Origin of the sequence: Pseudidiomarina aquimaris (assembly GCF_003987395.1) — a bacterium.
Classification (GTDB): domain Bacteria; phylum Pseudomonadota; class Gammaproteobacteria; order Enterobacterales; family Alteromonadaceae; genus Pseudidiomarina; species Pseudidiomarina aquimaris.
On record NZ_PIPT01000008.1, the window covers coordinates 132,714 to 155,632 of the forward strand.

Sequence of the window (22,919 nt, forward strand, 5' to 3'; positions counted from 1 at the left end):
TAAGCATTTAAATTAAAACATCTATAGCACCCATTGGAAACAAATGAGTGAATTCAAATATACAAAAAAAACGCTCCCGAAGGAGCGTTTTAGATTTACTCATATCAACTTTAACGTTGGCTTGAACCAAGTTCTTAGTCGATGATTTCGTTGTAGTCATAAAGGTCGAAGTCAACACGAACTGAATCGTTTTGAACCCAACCACGGTCTGAACCATTCACGTTGTACGCAGAGTAAACAGATACGTTAGTTGGATAATCCGCTACGTTCACAGTTAACGAGAACTTCGTACTGCTATCCAGTGCGCCTTTCTCGAATAAGCAAGAACGGATGACACCAGCTAGCTTAGTGATGCCGTAATTAGCCAAAACACCGTCTAAGTCATCGTTAGTACAACGGAAGTTAGTACCGTCTTCGCGAACAGCGTCAACCCAGATAATGCGGTTTACGTTGTTGTTGACTGGAGTCTCGCCTTCACTTACTGGATCAGGGTAAGAGCCGCCGTCAGACGCGTCATCGAAACCAGGATCACGATAGATGTTGGTTACGTAGATGATCTGAGACATCGGAACTAGTTCATCAGCTTCAGACTGAGCGCTGTAAGGCATGTAAGGGATGTGAGTGATAGAACCGTTCACGCCCCAGCCGCCAGCTGCGTCAGGACCTAGGTCAGTTGAACCAGTAGTTGGATCAGCTAACAATACACCGTCTTCTGGGAAGTCAACGCCTGGACTCATGCCTGAATCGCTGTACTGAGCTTCAGTGTTTTCCCAGTTTACAGTCGCAGACAACATGAAGTCACCGTCTTGCTTAGGATTCTGAGCTGAGTCAGGACCGCCAAGCAAATCAAACGCTAAATTCACTGGAATGTCAGTCTCATCACAATCGAATACGAATTCGTTCGCAGTGTGGCTAACGTATACACAGTTGGCCGTGTTCGGGCCTGGGAAGAATGCTTCACCTGCAAGTGGGCTGCTCGCAATCCAGCCGAACATGTTCGCACCAGAGAGTGTATAGCGAACTTGCCAATCTGCACTCACGTCTTCGTTTACTACGAAGTCCCAGCTACCGCCGTCAGGGTTCGTTGTGGTGTATACCCAGAACTCACCTTCGTCAACTCGGTAAAGATCACCGTGTGAACCACCGTCAGTGCGGAATTGACGACGGTAGTCCCATACGTCGATTTCGCCATCATACGGAGTTTCTACGTTCAATGCGTACTGGTCACCCATTTTGAACAACTGAGTTTCTTCAACGTCAGCTGTATCGAACGGCCATGGGTTAGTGTTAGTAGGCCAAGGCTGGTTGTCTAAACGAGAGAATGTATCAAACATTACGCCATTCAAAGCAACAACAGTTTCAGCGTCAAAGTTGAAACGACCGAAATCAAGTTCGATACCATAAGTAGTATCGTTTGAAGCCGTCACTTCATCACCGAAAATATTAGTTACACGATAGATAAGAACGGTGTTGTTGTCGTCGTCAGTCGTTTGAGCAACGAAATCAACAGTCATACCTTTGTTGACATCTTCTGAGTCAGCGTCATCGTTGTAGCTGCCAGGATCCGCAGCGATTGCACCGTTACCAGCGAAGTTACCTTCGTCGAACTGCTCACCAAAACCGATAGTTAGTTGGTCTGGATGGCCATCGATGTAAGCACCGTTTTCAAGACGTAGGTAGATGTAATCACCCTCTTTGTACTCATCGTTCAAAGTGATGATAACGTTTTTCGACAAGATCTCATCCATGGTGGACATGAACTGATCTGTCGCATAAGTAGTTTCAGTGAGAGAGACGTCTGCAGCCATCGCTCCCGTGCTAACGCCGGCAATTGCCATAGCGATTAGCGAACGTTTAAACATGTTTGTCATGATGTTCTCCAATTTCATGAAATAAGAGAATCAGGCATTATCCCGCCATCTTCCCTGTAGTTATCAAAATGACTTCGTTGTGATTAGCAACTCCGTCGCTTCGATTTTGTTGAACCTTCACGCTTATCCAAGTTGCAGGTCATAGGTCTTGGTTGATTAGGCCGCCTATGAACACTCTTCAAAGAGCTACAGCTCAAAGTTTAAAAACTCCTAACGCGGAGTCCCCTTAAAAGCTTTGCTGTTGAGATTGTTAATTATGGTTATATGCACTCCATAGCCTCAACATTTTTGCAAAGTTGACTGCAAGATTAGTCGTTAACCGAGATAGTTGTCAAGCCATCTGCGATAGTTTTTCTGATTTCTTCCCACTGTTCCGTGCGCTCAATAATTCGAGGTGTTATAAAAATAACCAATTCGGTTTTTTCGCTTTGTTCACTCTCGGATTTAAAAAGGTTTCCAAGCACGGGAACATCACCTAAGAGTGGAACTTTACTATCACCGCTCGACTTATTTTCTGATATCAGGCCGCCAAGTAAAACTGTTTGACCACTTTGTGCAATCACCTCAGTTTTAATAGAACGCTCAAAGATACTCGGGTTGCCTGCTACAGAGGGACCTGTCGGCGACGTATTGGAAATCGTTTGGTCAATTTGCAGTACCACGAGCCCTTGTGCGTTAATTGTTGGTGTCACTGACAGCTGCACACCGGTTTTCCGGTATTCCACCGACTGTGTCTGACTTTGTAAGTCATCCGTAAAAGTGGTGGAGCCTACGGTGGGGATGTCATTGCCAACCTGAATTGAGGCTGAGATGCCGTCGCGAACGACCAAGGTTGGATTCGAGATAACATTTACTAAATTCGAGCTTTGCTGCAGGTTCGCGATAAATCTGTCGAAGCCATCAACCCAGTTTAACCGGAAGCCACCAATATCTTGTGCGCCGAGCGCCCCAAAGGTGCCGCCACTAATCTTGCCACTGCGAAATGCGAACTCAAAACCTTGCGCAAACTCATCCGTAAGCGTGACTTCCGCAATGGTCGCATCGAGGACAATTTGCTTTGGCATGATGTCGAGGCGACGCACGACCGGCAATAGCGCCTTATAGTTGCCACCTGTAGTGTAAAAGATGATTGAATTTGAACGTTCGTCAACCGTCATTGAAATATCATCGTTGCTTGCAGAGACTGAGCCACCTTGTCCTGTTCGACCACCACTTGCGTTGCTCGGGTTGCTCGACTGCGTATCACGACTACTATTGCCCATGCCACCGTAGCCACCGATTAGGTTTCCGATGGACTCACCGAGATCCGACGCGCGAGCATATCGTGGATGATAAATATAATAGCCTTTCTCAGGGCCTTTGCTAGCTTGGTCGATTTGCTCCGTCCAATAACGGGCTCGGTCAAGGACTTCTTCATTGGAGGCAAACATCGCCACAGCGCCTAATTGATTAACCGGCACAGTTAAAATAGCCACACCCAAACCTGCCTGACGACCTACAGCGATACCTTCTGCTTCCATTAACTCTTTCAATTGTCCGATGTAATCATTTGGTGCCAGATAAGTAAGTTCAACCATTGCGATATGGCGCCCACGATTCGCCGGCACATCGAGTAACTGCACCAGGTCGATAAAACGCACAATTTCGGCACGTGAGCCTTCAACAAAAAAGGCATTTTGGGTCATGTCTGAAGAAACACGCACGCTCGATAGATCACGCAATGTGCGCTCTAACGAGGCTTTAAAGCCATACTTCAACGGTACCACTTGTAAAATCTTCTGGGCGGTATCCGGTACGTCTTGATAGCGGCGACCAAAACCAATCACGACATCGGTGCGATCTTCTGAGCGCGGATAAATGTAATAGGTGTTGTCTCGCAGCGCGACATCAAGGCCGTTATCGATGAGCAACTGACGCGACAAACTAAAGAGTTCACGTGAGCTAACTTCGTTTGATAGGTTAAGCGTGACGTTATTCCGCAGCTCACCTTTAACTGCAATGATATAGTTTACGTTCAGCGCTTTACCAAAAACGGTCTCTATAAAATTGCGGATAGGAAGGTCATTAGCGTTGAGCGAGTGGCTATCGCGTGGACTGAACTCTAAAGCAGGGTCGGAATCGCTACGTTGCAAATAGTTGTCGTAGTTAAGCGAGTTCAGCTTGGTAAAGCCCTGACTCTCCACCGTTGCGTCATCACGCACTTCTTGTTCGGTAAACTCTTCGCTTTCCGTCGACATCCGATTCGGCTTGACCTGCAACGGGTCCGGAGTTTGCGTACAGCCAACCATCGTCAGGGAGACGACAAAAGCTAGCGCTACTGTTGTGACATTTTTATTTATCATGCTGTTCCCACCCAAGCGTTGACGCGAGTCATGCTCGTCGTGTGCTAATAATCAAATACAGGTATCGTCAGCACTTCACCCTCGGCGGAGCGGAATGCGACGGTGTTAACGTCAATAGCCTCTAATTGATAGCTATCGACGGTGAAGCCTTCTTCGGCCTCAATGATCTCGACCGAACGTTGTTCGATACTTTGGATATCGAGCAGTGCCAAACGTGTTTGGCTATCGGTGGCAGTGTAAATCGCGCGAACGCGAACGCGCATATTGCCTAAGTTGGTGCCACCTTCGAGCAACGGAATTGCGGGCTCTTTGCTAGTCTCGTTTTCAGGCTGAGCTGCCGCTTGGCGCCGCGCTTCGCGCTCCGCAAGCCACTCTGTTATCGCCGGCGACATCTCGTTGGCAGCCAAAGTATAGGCCACAGGGTCGAATACCGTTGTATCACGCATACTGGCATCCGCGCTCACCCAAACACGCTGGCTAAAGTCCCAAACGCAAAGCAGAGTGAAAAGCAGCAGCGCCAATTTTGCACTTAATGGCAAGTTCAGAGCTGACTTCATGCGCCACCTCCTTGCTGCTGACTCTGCACATTGACTCGCAGTTGCAAAGTCATGACATAGGCACCGCGGCGGCGGTTATCGCGCCGTAATTCCATCGACTCATGAATGGCATTAGGCATGGCGCTTTGCAACTGAAACTGTGCTTCGGTAAGGCGTCCGATTTCGCCCGCGAAGCGCACACGCGCACGTAAATGGCCAAGTCCCGAGCCGTCTTGCTGCAAGCTGGTCAGCCAGGCGAACTCTTGTAGGCTGACTTGACTTGCTCGAAGCTGTTCTTCTATCGAGCTTTGCAATTCAATTTGTAGCAACGAGCTTTCGCTGGCAACAGGAAACTTTTCGCGAACTTCGTTCGCCAATGCAGCGGCCGTGTTCGCTGCCGTGTTTATCTCTTCTTCTGACGCCAACAGCTGTTCGCTACGCTCAATGCGCGCTTCGTTGAGCGTCAGCTCTGTGATCAGGCTGTTTTGCCAAGCTAATATCGGCTTCACCCCAAATTGCAGCGCTGCTAAAATCGCGGCTATCCACAGCAGTTGTTGTTGCGACTTGGTCATGCTGAGCCCCCCGCAGGGTTCAACGTGATGTCGATACGGAAGGTCTGCCCACCGCGACCATTGCGCAGTGGTGAGGCAAACTCTGCGCTACTAACCGCAGGTAAGGCGTGCAAGGTTCGTAACAGCTCTAAAGCATCCGGCGACTGGCCGCCCACGGTGAGTTTTTCGCCATTATAATTGCTGTAATCTAAGGTCGCTTTTGCTTGCTCGGTGGTGGCAACGACCGTCCAGTATTGGTTTAACAGGTCAGCCTTCATTAGGTTGGCGTGTAAGCTGTCTAACTGCTGTTGTGCTTGTTGCAGTTTTTGTTGTTGGGTCAGCACGTTGGTTACTTTCGGACTTATTTCTTCGAGTCGTTGTTGTGACCAAACACTGGTGCCATAAAGATAGAGGCTGCTTATAAGCAGGTACACGACACCGATACTGCCCAGCCCAATCGCCAGCTTCTGCCAAGGAAAGCTCGACTGCGATGCTTGGCCAGCACCCTGCCATCCCTGGGTCCAAAAGTGCGGAGGTAATTTGACGAGTGCTTCCGCCAAAGCTTCACGTAATTGCGGTTCGTTAAGGGAATGCTCGCTAAGGTCCGCTGCGCTGCCCAATGCTAGCTTTGCCTTTGCGACAGAATTGATGAGCTTGGAACTTAGCAGTGTTTGCCAGCTGCCATCAGGCTTTTTATGCAGAAAGTAATCCTGGCCCTTCGGCTGCACATGATAAAAAGCGTGTTCGGCGGCATTGGCGAGAACCAACGTTTCAGGGAAAATCAGCTGTGCCTTTGGCAGCTCATCTTTCAGTGCCTCGGTCACGCGGATCGTCAGAACTTCGCGTTTGCCATTTTGCCATGGGCCAATATAAAAGAATTCGCGCGCTTGGCGCTTCAGTTCGAGCACTTTCTTTAAAGCGCGCGCCGAGCGAATGGTGTAATTCGACCAAGACTCTTGGTAGCTATCGCGGGAGATTAAGGCGACGAGATAACGCTTTTTCTCGCCTTTTGCCAAGGGGGCTTTCGGGCTGCCAGTTTGCAGCGGGTGCCATTCACCCTGCGCGTTTAAGCGCCAAGCTAAGCCTGTAAGGCGCTGCTTGCTGCGCGCTAAGAGTCGACTTACTGTGCTTGGCTGCTTGGTGTTTGGCATCTTCTTTTATCGTTATTCTTGTTGGAAGTATTTTGCATAGAGACGCATCGGACTGGGGTGCCGTGGTCGATAATCTACTTCTCTATAAAGCTCAAGTCCCGAACGCTCATCGGTCAGGCGCATGCGTTGCGCGATACCAGGAAACGTTCCTGTGTCCGCCGCGTCGACTTCACCGAAGAAATCTTGTAGCAAACCTGCAGAGCTTTCGTTAGATTTTCGTAATGCTCGGATAGTATCAGCTTGCTCAGGGGTTAGCAATACGGGCAACAGCTCGTTTGGCATCCACACTGGATTGAAAAGAGGTGCACTCACCGAGGTTAAATTGCGAATCGATGCAACATCCTCCACGGTCCATGACGCAAGGTGGGCAAGGTCCGCAACATTCTGAAAATAAATCTGCTCCGGCTCACGTAAAAAGGTTCTCAATTCATCTACCATTTGCCGTGCCTGCAACGGCGACTTGCCGAGCTGCAGCAAAAGCGGCTCAATGTCATTGGTGCGGAAGTTGAGATCCAGCAAGCTGGCCTCGTTTTGCAGTTGCAGCGCTAAGCTTGGGCCCAATGGCTCGTATGCGGCGCGCTGCGGCAGCGGTATCCTGTGCGGCTGACCATAAAAGTTGATTTGGTGTAGCGGGCTTTGTGGATCGTTGCGACTCATTAACCAGTCATTACTGAGCAATAAACTATCGACATAGGCTGCCGCTGACGACAGCGCCAGCTCGCGCTCGACCCGGTCTTGTAGGAGCTGCGCCTGTTGCACGGTGGATTGCGTCTGCTTGCTCATGATAATTAACAAGACACTGATAATGGCAACCATCAGTAGCACTTGAAACAGTGCCATACCGTGTTGTTTGTGAGGCTGTTGTGTTGGCTTATGCATCGCTGGTATACCTCGCGATGGCGCCTTCGACTGCATCGGGTACTTCAATGCTCCAGTTAAAGCCATTCAGATCAATGTGTATGGCTTGGGGGTGTAACACCCGCTGCAGGCCATCATATTCGTCAAACCAACGTAGTTCGAAGGTATCCCCCATGTCGGCAGCAATGGTTTGATTGCGCTCGGTCAGAGAGCCAAAGCCGTAGTAACGGAAGTTAATTTGTTCGACGTTGTCATACAAGACACGACGAAAATTAAACGGCAGGTCTTGATTGGCGTGTGTCAGGTACTCGTGGTCGAGCACCGCCTCTTCATAAACCAAGCGATAACCGCCCTGCCCGTTCTCTTCACGGAAGATACGGTACACGGCGGTGGCGTCGGGGTTTTGCACACTCATACGCGAGGTGCCAGTAAACCCGTTGTCCCGCCCGAGAAAATAAAAGCCTAAGCGCTCTTCACCGCTATACACCACTTTCGGAAACGAATTAGCGGTAACTTTTTGTACTAGGCTCAGCAAATGATGACGCTCTAGGGTTGCGTCCGCCAAACCTTTATTGCGTTGCCAATTCTGGCTGAAATAGTCGTACGCCATGGCACCGCTGATCATCAATAAGCTCAGCAGCACCATCGCGATCAGTGTTTCAACTAAGGTGAAGCCGCGCGTTGTAGGTTTTCGTCCCATACCAGCTCCTCGTAGTTGAACACCCGTGTGGTGGTGCCGTAGTTCATAGTAAGCGTGATTGCGTACAAATGATAACGCGGCCCCATTTGCGTGTAGCCGTCGGCGTTTTCATCAAAATAAGGTGCGGGTGGCAAATAAGCGACTTCTTCTGCTTGCCAATCGACTTTTACGTCTTGTGTGTAGAGGTCTTGCCCTCTGGTTTCTTGCTCGTGTTGTAGCGAAAACTTAATTGAGCTGCGCGCCGCTTCGACTTGGCTCAGCACATGCAAGACTTCTGCGGCTTTGGCGGAGTTTTGCATGTTGTTTTGAAACGCCATCACGCCGCTAACCACGGCGGCGAACAGGATCGTCATCGCGACCAAGATTTCTATGAGGGTGAAGCCCTTACTCGAGCGGCGCATCGTTGCCTCCAGACTCGGCTTGTGCGGCGCTTTCGACGAGCTTCATGTTGAGTTCTTTACTGAGTTCCCGTTCGCCTTCGAGCCATTCAATGACACTCGGCTGCCAGAAACCATGCCGATTCAAACGAATTTGTTGCGCTGGAAATGCCAAGTACTCAAATTCGAAGGTCTCGCTAGAAACTGCGTCTGCATCCCCCTGCCACGACTTATCCACAGAGGGCAGCCCTCTGTGGATAACAATTTTGTTGTCCTCGGTGACGAGGGTGTACGCCTGATTCTGGCTGTAGGCGTTGAAGGTGTAGTGGTTGAGTAGGCGCAAGAGCGCTTCGCGTTCGGCGGTTTGTTTGCTGCGGTCGTATTGATTAACTGCGAGCGGGCCCACCAACGTAGCGGCAATCGAAATGATGGCCATCACCACCAGCAGTTCGATCAGGGTAAAGCCGTGACGACGACGGGTCATCATAAAGGTGTGTCTGTGACGGCCGAAATACTTAGCATCATGATGACGACGATCGAGCCGACCACAGCCCCCATAAATAAGATCAGGGCAGGTTCCAATAAGCTGGTGAAACGGGTCACCCAGCTATAAAAAGTGCGCCGCGAGCGATCGGCGATTTCGCCAAAGACGCGTGCCAGCTCGCCACTTTCTTCACCAATGGACAGCAGTGCGGCGAAATACGGTGGGTATAAACGTGATTCGCTTAAGCACTCGGCTAAGCTCTCGCCGCGATTGACGCGTTCAGCGGCGCGTTGGACTTCGCTGCGCAGCGATTCGGTACGTAAGGTCTTCGCGGCAAGCTTCATGCTGCGATCGATGGCAACTCCTGAGTTCAGCATCACATTCAACGCCGCATTGAAGCGAATTCGTTCAACTAAAATATTGGCCCCCGCGACGACAGGTAAACGTTCGCGGCACCAACTCCCCAGCCGCTTAACGCTGTCGTGTTCGCGATAATTCCACAAAGCAATACCGCCACCGACGATAAGCAACAGCAGCCACCATTGATAAGCCAAGAAGAACTCACTGACCGCAATCAGCCCCACGGTATAACCGGGGAGATTTTCGGCGTCTTGGAACAAGGTAGTTAAGTTCGGTACGACGAAATTAAAGATAAACACAATAGCGGCGATACAAACGGTGAGAATTACTGCCGGGTAAACCAAAGCTTGTTTGATTTTCTCACGTAATTCCATTTGATAGTGCAGTTCGTCAGCCAAGCGTTGGAAGGTGGCCGCAAGCTCACCGGTTTCTTCGGCGATTTGCACCAAACCGATATACAACGAGTTGAATACCGAGAACTTGGCCAAGCTGTCTGAGAGTTTGTGACCTTGCTTCAGTTGCTGCAATACGTCTTGCAACATGTCGCGCAACGCCGGCTTCTCGACATTATGCAGCAAAATTTCAAGGCCTTTATCGACCCGCAGCCCAGAAGTTAATAGTAGGCTGAGTTCGGCGGTGAAAAACTCGACGTCGCTAACATTCAGTCCGCGTTCGCCAAACACATTTGCGTTGAGGCCGCCGGAAGCAGATTTAATTTCGGCAACCATCAATTGTTGCTGTTCGAGTCGCGCGCGTGCGGTATCGGCATCGACCGCATCAATTCGGCCTTTCTGCTCAACGCCACTGGTGTTATAGGCGACGTACGTGAACAGTGCCATTAGCCTGCCACCCGTACGACTTCAGCGATGGTGGTTTCACCCCGCAGCGCTTTCAATACACCGTCTTCTAATAGATTGCGATAGCCACGCTCACGGTTAAGGCGGCGCGCTTTGGTTAAGAACTCGGCATCGCCCAACAAGGCAGTGAGTTGCTCGTCGCAGCGCATGTATTCGATGAGTGCAACACGGCCGCTATAGCCGGTGTGCGCGCATTTTTCGCAGCCCACGGCTTTATGAAAATCTGGTGTTACTGCGAAACGCTCTACCAGCCAATCCATTTTCAGTCGGCGAAACGCTTCCGCAGCATCGGCATCGGGTGCACGGCAATGGGTACAAAGCTTGCGCGCCAGCCGTTGGCCGACAATCACTTTGATCGCTGCCGACAACAGAAACTCTTCAACGCCAAGATCAAGCAAACGCGTATAAGCACTGGCTGCATCGTTGGTGTGCAAGGTACTGAAAACGAGGTGACCGGTCAGCGCCGATTGCAGCGCGATGCCGGCGGTTTCGGCGTCACGGATCTCACCGACCATGATAATGTCAGGGTCTTGCCGCACCACCGAGCGCAAGGCATTGGCGAAGGTGAAACCGATGTCGCTCTGCACCTGCACCTGGTTGATACCGTCAAGCTGATATTCGACTGGGTCTTCGATGGTGATGATTTTCACATCCGGTTCGTTCCGGCGTGACAAAAACGAGTACAAGCTGGTGGTCTTACCCGAGCCCGTTGGGCCAGTGAGCAAGATGACCCCGGAGGTGGCTTGAATATCGTCCAGCAATAAGGCTTCGACGTCCGGCTCGATACCGAGGGTGCGTACGTCATAAGCAAGGTTGTCTTGCAGCAAGAAACGCATGACCACGCTTTCGCCCTCACCTACCGGCAAGGCCGAAACCCGCACATCAACGTTTAAACCATCGATACGCAGCTCAATTTTGCCATCTTGCGGGCGACGTTTTTCAGCAATATCCATGCTCGACAAAAGTTTCAAGCGGGTCACTACTGGCAAGACCATGTGCATGGGAATAAAGTCGGCTTCGTGCAACACACCATCGATGCGATAGCGCACGCGGCCTTTGCCCTTCCACGGCTCGATGTGCATGTCCGATGCACGGCGGCGTAAAGCTTTTGCCATCAGGTTGTTAAGCAAGTTAACGGTCGGCGCTTCCGAGGCCATTTCCCGCAGGCGATCTTCTTCGAGCATGGTCAAACCGGCAGTATCGCCAGTACCATCAGTTTCTTGTTGCAGGCGATTCTTCAACTGGTTGAAGTTGTCTTCGCTAACTAGCAGCAATTCCAGCGGCTGCTGAGCGATAAACTCGAGCAACGATGGCTGGCTTGGATTGGTACACACCGCTTGCAGTGCACCATCGCTGTAACGCAATGGCACACAATGATGTGCTAAGCAGCGAGCTTCAAGGCCTTCAGGGAGGGTCTCGTGCAGTTGTTGCCAATGACTGTCGTCATCCAGCACCTGCTGTAAAAGAGCGTCATCGAGCTGTTCGAGGTCATACACTTGAGCATAGTAAGCCGGCAAATACTCAGAACTCAGCGCGCCCATGCGCACTAAGATCTGCTCCAATTGGCCGCCGTTACGGCTTTGGAATTGCAACGCTTTGTTTAGGTCGTCATGATTGACGCGAAAGCGTTCGGTAAACAGTTGCTCAACGTTGCTCATGCTGCATCGCTACTTATTTGTGAATAATATCAGCGTTGTTTTCTTCACCACCGGCTTGTCCGTCAGCACCGTACGAAAGTAAGGTATAGGGTGCGCCGTCATCGCCTGGCATGCGGTAAACATATTCGTTACCCCAAGGATCAGGTGGCACTTCTTTCGGGAAGTACGGTCCCTGCCAATTCGGTTTTTCACTCGCTAGCAGCTCATCGAGGCTCTCAGGGTAACTGCCCATGTCGAGCCGATAGGTATTCAACGAGGTTTCGAGCATTTTCATTTGGGTTTCGGCGGTTTTAATCATCGACGAATCAACCTTCGAAAACATCTGTGGCGCAACTAAGCTCGCCAGCAACCCCAAAATCACAATCACGATCAAAAGCTCAATGAGGGTAAAACCATTACGCGTCTGTGCACGTTTCATACCATTACTCCGTTATTCTTTATAAAACGGACTGCGCAAGTCCGTCGCATGGAACAGTTGAATACTGCGATTCAACATTTGCCCACCATCCCTAGTCAGCGGTGTCCAACCAATGTAACCACGGTTGGGACTATGCTCCGTTTGTAATAAATCGATCGGGAAGCTTATGTAGAAGCCCTTGGTAAAGCTACCTTCGCCATATTCTGCTGACGAAATGTTGGTTTTCGCCGCATAAGCACCAACTAGGACACCACTTTTAAACTTGTGTTCAACATTTAACTGCAAGCCGTTGTCTTGTGCAAGGAATTTACCGTATGCAGCCTTAATTAATGTGTTCGGTAAGAACGACGGTTCATAGTAACCGGTGATATGTCCGGTAAAGGTATCGTAGTCTAAGAAGCCGGTGTGGCTATCGTAATCACGTTGTTTGACCCAGTTTAGGTCAACCCCAACCGCCCAGTTGCTGTCTAGTTCACGATACAACAGCTCGGTACCCACACCACCAAACATACGCTCTAAGTAACCACCGTAAACACTGGTGTAAACATTCGGCGCAAGCTGGTTGACGTGGCTTAGCTGCAAGTTACTTAGCCAAATATCACTATAAGTCACGTATTCGCGCACGTAAGTACGTACCCGCGGTAGCGGTGAAGCGAAGTTGTCGACCAAGAAATTAAACTCATCAAAATTGGTCATCAAGTTACCGCTAAGCGTGCCGTGGGCAAACGTGCCTGGCGCTAACCACATCGATGCATTCACATCGAGACCAAACTGATACATGTAGAAGTTTTCTGGGTTACCGAAACTTTGGTCCAAGAACGGACGTACGCTAATACGTGGCCAGGTGCGCTTGTATTGCGCTTCGTAGAAACCTGTCTCTTCGCGCTGCGCTAAGTCCGTGTCTTTGCGCGTAAAAGAATCCTCGAGCTCAGTACTAAGATCAAGGTTTTGGATCGCTATACGCGCTTCTTCTAGGTCAATGACCGTCGTGTTGAGCTGAATTTGGTCATGCTGTTCGACCACTTCCACAAACTTATAATTTTCGGGAAGACGCTGCTCGGCAATACGCGCTATTTGGCGGATGCCCTGCGTGGAGTCACGGTAATACAGTTGCTGGCCATACACCCGCAAGGTATCGACTTCATCACTTTGCGCAGAACGGTCATCTTGCATCTCAAGCACTGACAAGCCGCCAAAGGTGTAGAAGTCGCCCGCTGCTTGACGGAAACGACGTTTATCGTCTTTGTCTTCAGCACGGGTTAAGGCGGTTTGCGTGTTCGGCGTTGGCACCCGACGATTCGCGGTTTTCACCTGCCCCATATTGTTCAGGTCGATTTGCCCTGAAAAACCAAACATGAGGGTATTGCCACGCTCATAGCTCAGTTTCAGCGTCCAGTTATCGGTCACCGCATAATCCGCACCGAAGTTCCAAGCGGAGTCGACTTCTAGCTGGCCTAAATAACGTTCATTGCTGTAATCGTTACCATCGTACTCCGCTTTGAGTACCAGCGGGTCAAATGGCGTTTGGTACTGTAAACCGCCAAACACAGAGGCTTCGCCACGGAACCATTTATCGGTTTCAAAGCGTCCACCGCGACCACTAAAGCCGCCTTCGCGGACACAGAATCGATCGGAGAGCTCACAAAATGGGTTGCTGATGTTGTCGCGTCGCCCCATGTAGCCCCAGCCCATGCCAAGCGTGACATCGAGCGGGCCAAATTGCTTGCTGGCCACAAGGTATTCACTGGCGAAAATGCCGGTGCCAGCGAGGTCACGCCAGCCGACTGCAACTTGTGGTAACCAGTAGCTCTCTTCCCATAAGCGTAATTTAACGTCGAAACCTTTGTCTTTACCGGTTTGATCACCACTAAAGTTGGGGTCGGCGCTGTATTTAATTGGGCGAATGTCGTTATAGCGAATGGTGGTTTCTAACCATGGGAACAACTGCAAGCTTACCGCTAAACGACGGTATTCTTCGTTGTCGTAATAGAGCCCTGAGAGGGTGCCATAGTCAGCGAAACGCGCGTTCGGCATTTGCATAAGACCGACACCGCCAAAATCTGATTGGCTGGCGTACTGGTCGGCGTGCGCGCTCGGGCTCACAAAGGCTCCGCAGAGGCCTAAACTTACCGCGGCAGCGACCAAGCTTTTGGTGGTTTTGGGCGTTGCTAAATGCTTCATGATTGCGGATTCCAATAACTTAAGAGTGCGCCAAGTTGGGCGTTGATACGTTGCCATTTTGCATCCATGGCACTGAGATCAAGATCAACAAAGATGATGCCGTGTACCGGCGGCATGGCCTTAGCGTCGTTATAATAGGCTACGGTGGTACGGCTGCTTAACCCCGTCAGCGAGATCAAGGTCACCTCTGCTACATCGTAATCTGCTGCAAATACGCCCGCTTCTTTAAGAATGCCACGCACGGTGTCTTCGCTACTGAAAGCCACTTGCTGCACGCCGAGCGGGCTGACCACGGTTACTTGCCAAGGGCCTAGGTTTTTCGGTGGCAATAGCTGCAGTGTACCCGCTGGCAACTGCGGATTCGCCTGCAGGTTTGCGGCGGCGTCATTAAAACTGCTGTACAGACTCGGGCGTTCCACTTGCACGCCACTTTGTACTTCGAGGCGGTCGTCGATTTTAGTTAGCCCTACCCACTCAGCACCAATCAGCGGCCAGCTCGGGAGCTGATCGGCGTAGGCTGCCGCAGCTTCTGCAAGCGCGTTATCACCTTCAATAATAGCCGACTGCTCAAGTTCGCTCAGTTGCCCCAAAACATAGCTGCGGCGTTGTTTTAGCTTATCGGTTTGTTCAGCACTGATTAAGCGGCTGCTCGGCCAGTAAGCATTGGGAGACAACTCGGCGGCTTGATACAGGTTCAACAAGCGGGTCGGTTGCGTAAAGCCCAGTACATTTTGTTCGATGATAACCTGGGTGACAGGCTCCGCTTCATTCGCTTGCTGCGCAAGTGCTGACGGCACTGCTGCTAGCACCGACCAAGCGGCGATCGTTAGGCTTAAGAGAGTCGTTTTCATTGTCCATTGCCGCCCTGTTGTTGTGGCAAGTCACCACTGTAAGGTTTCATTTCACGCCAAGTTACATAACCTAGCTGCGGCGAAACCCAATGGTGAGCGTAAACCACACGACCATTGGCTGCATAAAAAGTATTTTTGAATTCATTACTATCGGCGCGGCCCTGCTCTTCAATCACCGCCACCTCTAGCTCCGTGCCATCTGGGTGCGTATAGGAGCTGTTACCCACCACGCGGGTCGTGCTAGTGAGTTTCCACTGCTGCACTTTATTGGCGCCGTAGTTGCCGACTTCCACGATCCGCTCCCAGTTGCTTGGGCAGAGTTCTCTGCTACCACGGAATTGCTGCACCACATGGCACTTCAGTGGGTCCGCTGCAGCATTTTCGGTAAACAATGGCATACCAGGCACACCTGAACTGCCAATGACACGGCCATAGCGTGTGGTGATGGCTTCATCACCACCGGTCCGGTAGACGCGTTGGTCACCACTGACACGGTCAAGGACAGCGATGGCTTGCGGAAAATCATCGGTTTTGATGTAAGCAGCAGCATAAGGATAGGCATTGACCCGTTCAGTACTAAGTTCGACACCTTGATGACCAAACAAGGTTGTCTCGATGGTGTTTGCCATATTTTCAACACGGTTGCTGCAACCGCTCAAAAGCAGAAAAGTTAAACTGCAAACAACAAGAATGCGGGGAGAGCTGGCCATAGGCGTTCACTTCATTCAAAATTTTGGGGCGCTAGTTAAAAAAATACCGCAGTGCGCACCTGCGGTATTTTTATCTTTTTTACAATAACCTCAACAATTAGTTGGTCGTTGTGGTTACTGTTGGAGCCGTTGTGGTTACCACTGGTGCCGTTGTTGTCGTTACCGGTGGCTCTGGCTCAGGTTCTGGTTCTGGCTCTGGCTCAGGCTCTGGCTCAGGTTCTGGCTCCGGCTCCGGTGGTGGAGTCGTGTCAGAATCATCGCTGTCAAGAGTAGCAGCAAGCGTTAATGCAACGATTGCACCTGCGGCAACGGTACCTTTAGTGATGTAACCACCACCATCAGTGTCGCCATTTGCAGGAGCTGCTCCTGACTGCGCAGCGATAGCTACAGGGCTTAAGATTAAGCTTACTGCCGCTGCAATTGCAGTTTGTTTCAACATATTCAATACACCTCTATGTGCTTATTGATTGGCCAATCAAGGAATTTTCTTTCCAAGACACTGTGAGATTAGCACTTTGTACTAATCTTGTGAAGCCTGTTTAAACAAATGTACGTCCATTTGTGGGTACGGAATACCGATGTCATTTTTATCAAGTGCAATCTTGATTTCACGCATCAGGTCCCAGTAAACCGGCCAATAATCCGTGCTATTAACCCATGGGCGAACAATGAAGTCGACCGACGAGTTATTCAGGGCATGGACTTGAATATTCCAAGCCGGTTCTTTCAACAGGCGTTTCTCAGCTTTTAATACGCTTTCCAACACTTCTTTGGTTTTATGCAAATCGGCGTCGTACGAGACACCAATCAGCAAATCGACGCGACGCGTATCTTCGCGACTGTAGTTGGTGATCGGCTGCCCAGTAATTTGCGCATTAGGTACATATACAACCTTATTGTCCGGAGTTTTCAATACCGTTTGGAAAATATTTACTTCGTTAACGGTACCTGACACGCCACCCGCGTCGACATACTCTCCGGCTCGGAAGGGGCGGAACATGATGATTAGAACGCCCGATGCCATATTCGACAGTGAGCCTTGCAACGACAGACCAATAGCTAAACCAGCGGCACCCAAAATCGCGATAAACGAAGTGGTTTGCACGCCGACCTGCGACAAGGCCATAAGCACGGCGGCAATGAAGATCACACTTTTGACGATCGCGCTTAAGAAGCTAATGACTGCACCATCGACGCCTTTCTTGGTCATACCGCGACCAAGTAGTTTAGCGACACTGTTGGCGATCATCTTACCGATGATCAAGATCAGAATAGCAACGATGAACTTAATGACATAACTGACAATCAGATCTTGGTTTTCAGTTATCCAACCCATGAATTGATCCATTTGGCGACTCCTTTTTGTTATTGCCGCTGATTAAAAATTATTGATTACAGCGTGAAATTAAAACGGTACGCCCCGCTGTTGTCTGGGCGACCTAAGAAAACGAGCATTTCGGAAACTTCGCGCGGCGTTTGCAGACCTGGTTGTAATGCACCTTGAATCCGCACCCGCGGTGCCTGCTGGTTACCACTCACTGTTGTAGTAAAGCTTAAGCCGAGGCGATTGTCACCTTGCATGGTAGCAATAATTTCGTTTTGTGCCGAACAACTTAGTGTGGTGGCGAACTCGCCCAAGTCACTCCAATTATTGTTAAAGCGCACCGCGGTGCCGCGACTGCTTGCTGTTCCCTGTAACTTTGTACACCACTGACCGCCCGCAAGATCATCGAGCGTGTAGTCCGCAAGAGACAGAGCCCAACGGCCGTCTAGGGTAACTGGTACGGGTAACCGATACGCTTGGATAGCTTCTTGCAGGTTGCCATTGAACTCGCCCTGTAGATTAACGCTGCCGCCAAAGCCGAGAGTTGCCGTGCCTGAGCCCACCACAACATTGTCTTGCGGAAGGTTGAAGTCGAGTTGCGCTTTGCCGCTTAACAGCGCTAATGGGCGCAACTGCCATTGCACCTGTTGGAAATTCGCGGTGACTTGCGGGCTAACCGTTGCGCTCACCGAGGCTTGCCCATTCCATAGCGTGCCCGATACCGAGCTGAGGTTCACGCCACTTTGTTCAGGGATAAACCACAGTAACGCCCGCGCTGGAGCAAATACGATCAAGCCAATAAGATAAATCGGTATTAGCCAAAGTAACCATCTCCAACTCATGCTAACCCCACGCGTAGACGTCTTACATGTACGTGGCCGGGCGTGTTACCTCGTGTGATGTCCAGTTGTTCAATACTCAAGCCAGCTTGGCTTTGCAGTGCGTCGAGCAGCGCCAACACCTGATTAAACGGCACATCGTTCATGACCACCACTAAAGCCTGACCTTCAGGGCTCATGCGGCCGACATCGAGTTGTAAGCGGCGTGCTTGTTCAGTCACGATGCGTGGAATGTCGCCTAGCTCGGTTGCGCCAGCGTTGCTTGTCGAGCGTTGCGGTGTCCCTGATTGCTTACTTAACGCAAGGTAACGCCCAGTGTTTTCCCGCACCCAACTTAAAGTCTCTTGTTGCGCATTGCGTTGCAGTTCACGCTGCTCGATACCATTTTGTAGAGGTTGCCACAGGGCAAAATACACCACACAAATAAGCAGCACCACACCGGCAATACTCACGAGGAAACGTTCACGGCTATTGAGTTGCTGCCAACGTTGTTGAAGTTGTTCTGGTAGCATCGCTTAAGCCCCCTCTCTCGTATTCGCGGTCGTAACGTCAAGTGCGCCACTTACCACGCCGTTTTGGTTGGTCACTTGCCCTTGACTCACGGTTAATCCCGTTTGCTGGGCGGCTTCTTGAAAACGTTGTAGGACATCAAAATCTTCTGCGTTGACTTGTAGTTGCAGTGTGCCGCCGTTGTAGCGAATGCGCTCCAGTTCGACACTAGGTGTCGCACGGAAAGCTGGTTCGAGCTGGCCTAACATATTAAAACTACCCGCATTTTGGGCTGTGCCGTCACTTGCAGCACTGGCGTTCCCGCCGACGCTTGCGAGTTGTTGGCGTAACTGGCTTTTCACGTTGACGATGCGCGTGGTGTTGGGGAATGCCTCACGATAGGTTGCTTCAATCGCTTGCTGTAGCTGCTGGTTCTCTTGGCCTAGTTGGACATAGGTGACGAATTGCTGAGCAAATACTGCGACAAGGGCGACGGCAGCTGCGATGGTCGCCGGTTGCCAAGGTAAGTTTGCGCTTTGTTTACGACGCTTGCGCGCTGGGCGGAACTCGCCTTGGCGCAGATTAATCGCTTGTTTGATAGCACCGCTGGCGGCAACTTGGAGTGGCAGCTCGTAATTGTCGGTGATGTCTTCTGCACTGATATCAAAGAGCGGTGGCACGTCAATGCTGTAGGCTTGCCACTGCGCCTCACGCACCAGCATGCTTGCACCTAAACGTAACAGGCTCCCCTGCTCGGTCACCGGCAAAGCAAAATAATCTGGGTACATAGCATCCGCTTCGATACCCGCACTCTGCAAGGCCTCAAGCCATTCTTGCATATGCGCTTTACTGACCACCGTCACTGGGATCGGGGTATCCACACCTGCTGGCTTCGCGTTGCTCGGCCAGGCAAAGTGCAGGCTATCGATATCACTGGCGAGTTCATCTTCCAGACTGTTCGGGATCAGTTGCTGCAATAAACGTTGCGAACCGGCTGGCAACCGCACCTCGGTCAAGAGCACGTCTTGCCCCGGTACCAGCACTGTTACTGCGCAGCGCTGCGCTTTGTCATGCAGTTGCGGCAGCTCACTCAGGTCGTTGAGCTCGCCACTGGCGATGACCTCTTGTTGGCTGGGGTGCCACACCAACCAACGCACCGGCGTTGCCAAATGAATATAGAGCTGTTCCATTAAGGTTCTCCTAGCCCACGCAGTAAGACGACACTGTCGTTTTCTTCTACGTAGAGTTTACTTTGCCCACGTAATTCCATATCACCGAATTTTACTTGGGTATCTAACTCGAAATAATTACTTTTTACCACGAAGTCGTCAAACATACCGCCGAGTGACTCTTCAGTAATGCCGCTTGGGCGCGGCGCACCACCGAAATTTGGATTAATCTTTTGCTGACTCGCTTGCGCCAAGATACTGTTATTTCTCGCATCCTCAACAGTGCTGTAGCCTTCGTCAGGGCGGTTTTCGATGGCCGCGTTGCCAGCATCAACGGTCACGGCACCAAGCATCATCGCATGCAATACTTCGCCATGCTCTACAGTGTTGAGGTTCAATTGGTTACGGTTGCTATTTGGGATCACACAGACGAACGGCTTTAACGCCTGATAGATCGGCTGAGTGATACCGCGAACCAAGCGCAATTCGCTCTCATGCACGAAGTAATCATTTGCCGCCTGATAAGGCACGGCTAAGCTCTCGTAATCTGAGCGCTCCGCGCCATAACTGGTGTTCATCTGTTCGTCGCGGTCGAGCCAGTCAGCGATACTTTCGACGATGACATCAGCGTTATAGTCGTCCATGTCGGGCTGCGCGGCTTGTAGCAACATGCGCATTTGCACTTTACGCCTTACTAGTTGCTCGGTACTCAAGTCATCCGCTTTGAGCGCATTGACGTTAAAGCAGCTTTGCAAGTCTTTGATACCGACATTGGCCATACCACCGCCTTCCAGCGGGTAAACGCGTTCTTCTTCGGTCTGCAGGTACCACACTTGGCCTTGGTGGATCACACCGTTGCTGTCACCGACCTGCAATTGCAGTAATTGCCGCGCGATTTCTTCGGCGCTCAGCCAATACCAATAGGCTTGTTCGCTCTGCTGGTAGTTCATGGTGCGCACTACGTTCATTTGCAGGCGCTTGCTCAGTTGCACGGCCAACACGGTGACCAACGCCACCACCAGAAGCACCATGATCAGGGCCACGCCCTGCTGCTTATGGGGAAGGTTGGCTGGAACTTTGCGGTTCACGGAAATCCCCCCCATTTAAAATAAAAACGCGAACAATGGTACCCCAACGTTCGGTTTCGATGGTGACTTCAACGCCATCTGGGATAGCCATTGGGCCGTCTCCATCTCCTTGGCTGGCTTGAGCAGCTTGAGCGGCTTGGGTGCTGAAGCTATTGCGCTCAGAGCCTTTAACAAGGGGTTTCACTTGGAATTCACTGACGCCCTCGAGCATGACGCGCTCGGTCGGCTCGGTGGTTGCGCTCATATCGGCATAGGTATAGTGCTGACGCACCAGTTGCTGTTCTTCGTTGATGAAGTAACGCACCGGTTGCAATTCGCTGCGTGCCAATAGATTACCTGGGTTAAACCAGCCAGCACGCACATAATATTCTTCGGCCGGCGTACGCCGCGACACGGCTTGGCGCAGATCGGTTTCGAGCATCAGCATCGCTTGCTGCAACTGCTGCAATTGTTCGCGCACTTCGGCGCTCTGCTCGTTGGTGCGCATCATGCTATTGACCACAGCTGCACTGGCAAGGCCGATAATCGCGAACACCACAATCGCCACGAGAACTTCAACCAGCGTAAAACCGGTAGCCCGTGGCTCTACCACGGGGGCAGTCCGAATTGAACAACCAATGTTGTAGCGTCGGGGTTGTCCCGTGGTAGAACCACGGGCTACATATCTACTCATTCCGGGGCCCTCAGGTAGCGGCCGAGGATGTAGCTCTTGGCGGTGCTCTCTTCGCTGGGGCGGACGGTGACTTCGACGTAGCTAACATCGGCGGTCACGGTTTCGGTAAAGGTTACCGACCAATGCCATTCTTTGTTAGCGATGGTTTCAACGCCGGTTTCCATTTCTCTTGGGTCGTCGCTGAGCGACAAGCACGCGAGCGCATTAGCGGCGGCGTAGCGCGCCATGGTGCGCTCTTCCATGTAGGCGAGATCATTCAGATGATTGGTAGCGGCGGCCACACCCGCAAGTGCCGCCATGGCGAAAATCGCCAACGCCGCCATGACCTCCACCAAGGTAAATCCAGCCTGCTTGGTAGCCCGTGGTTCTACCACGGGGTGCGGCTGACGTTGCGGCAATGGTTGTTGAATTCGAGCTTGCCCCGCAGTAGAACTGCGGGCTACGGATGGCGTCATTCCACGTCCTCCGCGCGCTGTAGGCTGATATTGTAACCGTCTTCACTGCGCAGCAGCCAACCTTCGCCGGCAAAGCTGTTTTCCGGTTGTAGGCGAAGGGTAAATACGGATACATCGCCGCTGCCAAGGATCCACAGCTGAGGTTGCTGCGCTTCAAGTTCTTCGGCGCTTACGGTTGCGTCTTCTGGCGGTGCAAAAAATGCCTCGACCGCGTCCTCGTTCTGCCCTAGCAGATCTTCTGTTTCACTTTCGAGCTCGTAGATCACGCCTGCCGGCCAATCTTGCGGGCGCAGACCACGAAAATTCAACGGCTGCCATTCCTGCTCACGCCACTCAACAAAGGTGTAGCCCTGCTCGTCAAAACGCAGACCCAAAATGGCGTGGCGCAATAACGCGTACTCTTGGGCATAGCGCATACGCTGATACAGATCTTCCGCGGCGTCATCGAGCTGATCGTCTTGTTGATCAGGCACGACAAAGGTCACCGCCACTGCCATCAAGGCAATAATGGCAATGGTGACCATTACTTCAACAAGGGTAAACCCCTTAGTTTTGTTCAAGGTTCCAGTTACCGATGTCATCTTCGGTGCCTGGCTGACGGTCTTCACCTGCTGAGAAAATATCAATATCGCGATACTCGCCTGGGCTCAGCAACATGTACTCAGAACCGTACGGGTCGAGCGGCAAACGTTGAATGTAACCACCACGGCGATAATTACGCGGTAATGGGTCAATTGTTGGCTCATTAATCAAAGCTTCAAGGCCCTGTTCAGTAGTTGGGAACATACCATTGTCGAGTTTGTACTGCGACAAAGCGTTCTCCAACGCAATAATATCTGATTTCACTTTCTGGCGATTAGCTTGATCGGCCGAGCCCAAAACGTTCGGCAAAATAAGTGTGGCCAGTAGGCCTAAAATTACAATCACCACCATCACTTCGATAAGTGAGAAACCTTTATTTCGTATCATACTTCCTC

At 51.2% G+C, this 22,919-nt stretch carries 25 protein-coding genes; all 25 read right to left on the reverse strand.

Annotation, left to right across the window (positions count from 1 at the left end; translation table 11 throughout):
* Window positions 1-134: 134 nt before the first annotated feature.
* Window positions 135-1,871: a hypothetical protein gene (locus CWE21_RS10870; protein ID WP_126834469.1), complete on the reverse strand. Its 1,737-nt coding sequence runs from the start codon at window positions 1,869-1,871 to the stop codon at window positions 135-137.
* Between the two features lie 308 nt (window positions 1,872-2,179).
* A complete protein-coding gene (locus tag CWE21_RS10875; RefSeq protein WP_126834470.1) occupies window positions 2,180-4,213 on the reverse strand; it encodes a type II secretion system protein D in 2,034 nt (677 codons plus the stop codon).
* 44 nt (window positions 4,214-4,257) lie between these two features.
* Entirely contained in the window at window positions 4,258-4,770 is a 513-nt protein-coding gene (locus tag CWE21_RS10880; RefSeq protein ID WP_126834471.1) for a hypothetical protein, read from the reverse strand.
* Complete coding sequence (locus CWE21_RS10885) at window positions 4,767-5,321, reverse strand: hypothetical protein (RefSeq protein ID WP_126834472.1); 555 nt, start codon at window positions 5,319-5,321, stop codon at window positions 4,767-4,769. Before CWE21_RS10885 ends, CWE21_RS10880 begins: the two co-directional genes overlap by 4 nt.
* Entirely contained in the window at window positions 5,318-6,451 is a 1,134-nt protein-coding gene (locus tag CWE21_RS10890) for a hypothetical protein (RefSeq protein WP_126834473.1), read from the reverse strand. The genes CWE21_RS10885 and CWE21_RS10890 overlap by 4 nt, the downstream gene beginning before the upstream one ends.
* A 12-nt stretch (window positions 6,452-6,463) precedes the next feature.
* Window positions 6,464-7,330 (reverse strand): hypothetical protein, encoded by an 867-nt coding sequence (locus tag CWE21_RS10895; RefSeq protein WP_126834474.1) that lies wholly within the window; start codon window positions 7,328-7,330, stop codon window positions 6,464-6,466.
* Entirely contained in the window at window positions 7,323-8,009 is a 687-nt protein-coding gene (locus CWE21_RS10900; protein WP_126834475.1) for a PulJ/GspJ family protein, read from the reverse strand. The genes CWE21_RS10895 and CWE21_RS10900 overlap by 8 nt, the downstream gene beginning before the upstream one ends.
* The gene (locus CWE21_RS10905; RefSeq protein ID WP_126834476.1) at window positions 7,973-8,410 is read right to left on the reverse strand and encodes a type II secretion system protein; all 438 of its coding nucleotides are present in this window, start codon (window positions 8,408-8,410) and stop codon (window positions 7,973-7,975) included. The genes CWE21_RS10900 and CWE21_RS10905 overlap by 37 nt, the downstream gene beginning before the upstream one ends.
* Window positions 8,394-8,873: a type II secretion system protein gene (locus tag CWE21_RS10910; protein ID WP_126834477.1), complete on the reverse strand. Its 480-nt coding sequence runs from the start codon at window positions 8,871-8,873 to the stop codon at window positions 8,394-8,396. Before CWE21_RS10910 ends, CWE21_RS10905 begins: the two co-directional genes overlap by 17 nt.
* Window positions 8,870-10,069, reverse strand: coding sequence for a type II secretion system F family protein (locus CWE21_RS10915; RefSeq protein ID WP_126834478.1), 1,200 nt, complete (start codon window positions 10,067-10,069; stop codon window positions 8,870-8,872). The genes CWE21_RS10910 and CWE21_RS10915 overlap by 4 nt, the downstream gene beginning before the upstream one ends.
* A complete protein-coding gene (locus tag CWE21_RS10920; RefSeq protein WP_126834479.1) occupies window positions 10,069-11,745 on the reverse strand; it encodes a GspE/PulE family protein in 1,677 nt (558 codons plus the stop codon). The genes CWE21_RS10915 and CWE21_RS10920 overlap by 1 nt, the downstream gene beginning before the upstream one ends.
* Before the next feature lie 13 nt (window positions 11,746-11,758).
* The gene (gene gspG / locus CWE21_RS10925) at window positions 11,759-12,163 is read right to left on the reverse strand and encodes a type II secretion system major pseudopilin GspG (RefSeq protein WP_126834480.1); all 405 of its coding nucleotides are present in this window, start codon (window positions 12,161-12,163) and stop codon (window positions 11,759-11,761) included.
* A 12-nt stretch (window positions 12,164-12,175) separates the two neighbouring features.
* Window positions 12,176-14,401 (reverse strand): YjbH domain-containing protein, encoded by a 2,226-nt coding sequence (locus CWE21_RS10930; protein WP_241970286.1) that lies wholly within the window; start codon window positions 14,399-14,401, stop codon window positions 12,176-12,178.
* Window positions 14,341-15,195: a capsule biosynthesis GfcC D2 domain-containing protein gene (locus tag CWE21_RS10935; RefSeq protein ID WP_126834482.1), complete on the reverse strand. Its 855-nt coding sequence runs from the start codon at window positions 15,193-15,195 to the stop codon at window positions 14,341-14,343. The genes CWE21_RS10930 and CWE21_RS10935 overlap by 61 nt, the downstream gene beginning before the upstream one ends.
* Window positions 15,192-15,824 carry a YjbF family lipoprotein gene (locus tag CWE21_RS10940; protein ID WP_157982766.1) on the reverse strand — a complete coding sequence of 211 codons (633 nt, stop codon included), beginning with the start codon at window positions 15,822-15,824 and terminating at the stop codon, window positions 15,192-15,194. Before CWE21_RS10940 ends, CWE21_RS10935 begins: the two co-directional genes overlap by 4 nt.
* 178 nt (window positions 15,825-16,002) lie before the next feature.
* The gene (locus CWE21_RS13435) at window positions 16,003-16,344 is read right to left on the reverse strand and encodes a hypothetical protein (protein WP_198675117.1); all 342 of its coding nucleotides are present in this window, start codon (window positions 16,342-16,344) and stop codon (window positions 16,003-16,005) included.
* 81 nt (window positions 16,345-16,425) lie between these two features.
* A complete protein-coding gene (locus CWE21_RS10950; protein WP_126834484.1) occupies window positions 16,426-17,253 on the reverse strand; it encodes a mechanosensitive ion channel domain-containing protein in 828 nt (275 codons plus the stop codon).
* Between the two features lie 44 nt (window positions 17,254-17,297).
* Window positions 17,298-18,071 (reverse strand): type II secretion system protein N, encoded by a 774-nt coding sequence (locus tag CWE21_RS10955; protein WP_126834485.1) that lies wholly within the window; start codon window positions 18,069-18,071, stop codon window positions 17,298-17,300.
* Entirely contained in the window at window positions 18,068-18,580 is a 513-nt protein-coding gene (gspM, locus tag CWE21_RS10960; protein ID WP_126834486.1) for a type II secretion system protein GspM, read from the reverse strand. Before gspM ends, CWE21_RS10955 begins: the two co-directional genes overlap by 4 nt.
* Before the next feature lie 3 nt (window positions 18,581-18,583).
* Entirely contained in the window at window positions 18,584-19,747 is a 1,164-nt protein-coding gene (gene gspL, locus CWE21_RS10965; RefSeq protein ID WP_126834487.1) for a type II secretion system protein GspL, read from the reverse strand.
* Window positions 19,747-20,814: a type II secretion system minor pseudopilin GspK gene (gene gspK, locus CWE21_RS10970; RefSeq protein WP_157982767.1), complete on the reverse strand. Its 1,068-nt coding sequence runs from the start codon at window positions 20,812-20,814 to the stop codon at window positions 19,747-19,749. Before gspK ends, gspL begins: the two co-directional genes overlap by 1 nt.
* Window positions 20,780-21,487, reverse strand: coding sequence for a type II secretion system protein GspJ (locus CWE21_RS10975; protein ID WP_126834489.1), 708 nt, complete (start codon window positions 21,485-21,487; stop codon window positions 20,780-20,782). The genes gspK and CWE21_RS10975 overlap by 35 nt, the downstream gene beginning before the upstream one ends.
* Complete coding sequence (gspI, locus tag CWE21_RS10980; protein WP_126834490.1) at window positions 21,484-21,942, reverse strand: type II secretion system minor pseudopilin GspI; 459 nt, start codon at window positions 21,940-21,942, stop codon at window positions 21,484-21,486. Before gspI ends, CWE21_RS10975 begins: the two co-directional genes overlap by 4 nt.
* The gene (locus tag CWE21_RS10985) at window positions 21,939-22,523 is read right to left on the reverse strand and encodes a pilus assembly FimT family protein (protein ID WP_126834491.1); all 585 of its coding nucleotides are present in this window, start codon (window positions 22,521-22,523) and stop codon (window positions 21,939-21,941) included. The genes gspI and CWE21_RS10985 overlap by 4 nt, the downstream gene beginning before the upstream one ends.
* Window positions 22,489-22,911, reverse strand: a complete 423-nt coding sequence (gene gspG, locus CWE21_RS10990; RefSeq protein ID WP_126834492.1) for a type II secretion system major pseudopilin GspG — start codon at window positions 22,909-22,911, stop codon at window positions 22,489-22,491. Before gspG (CWE21_RS10990) ends, CWE21_RS10985 begins: the two co-directional genes overlap by 35 nt.
* Window positions 22,912-22,919 lie beyond the last annotated feature (8 nt).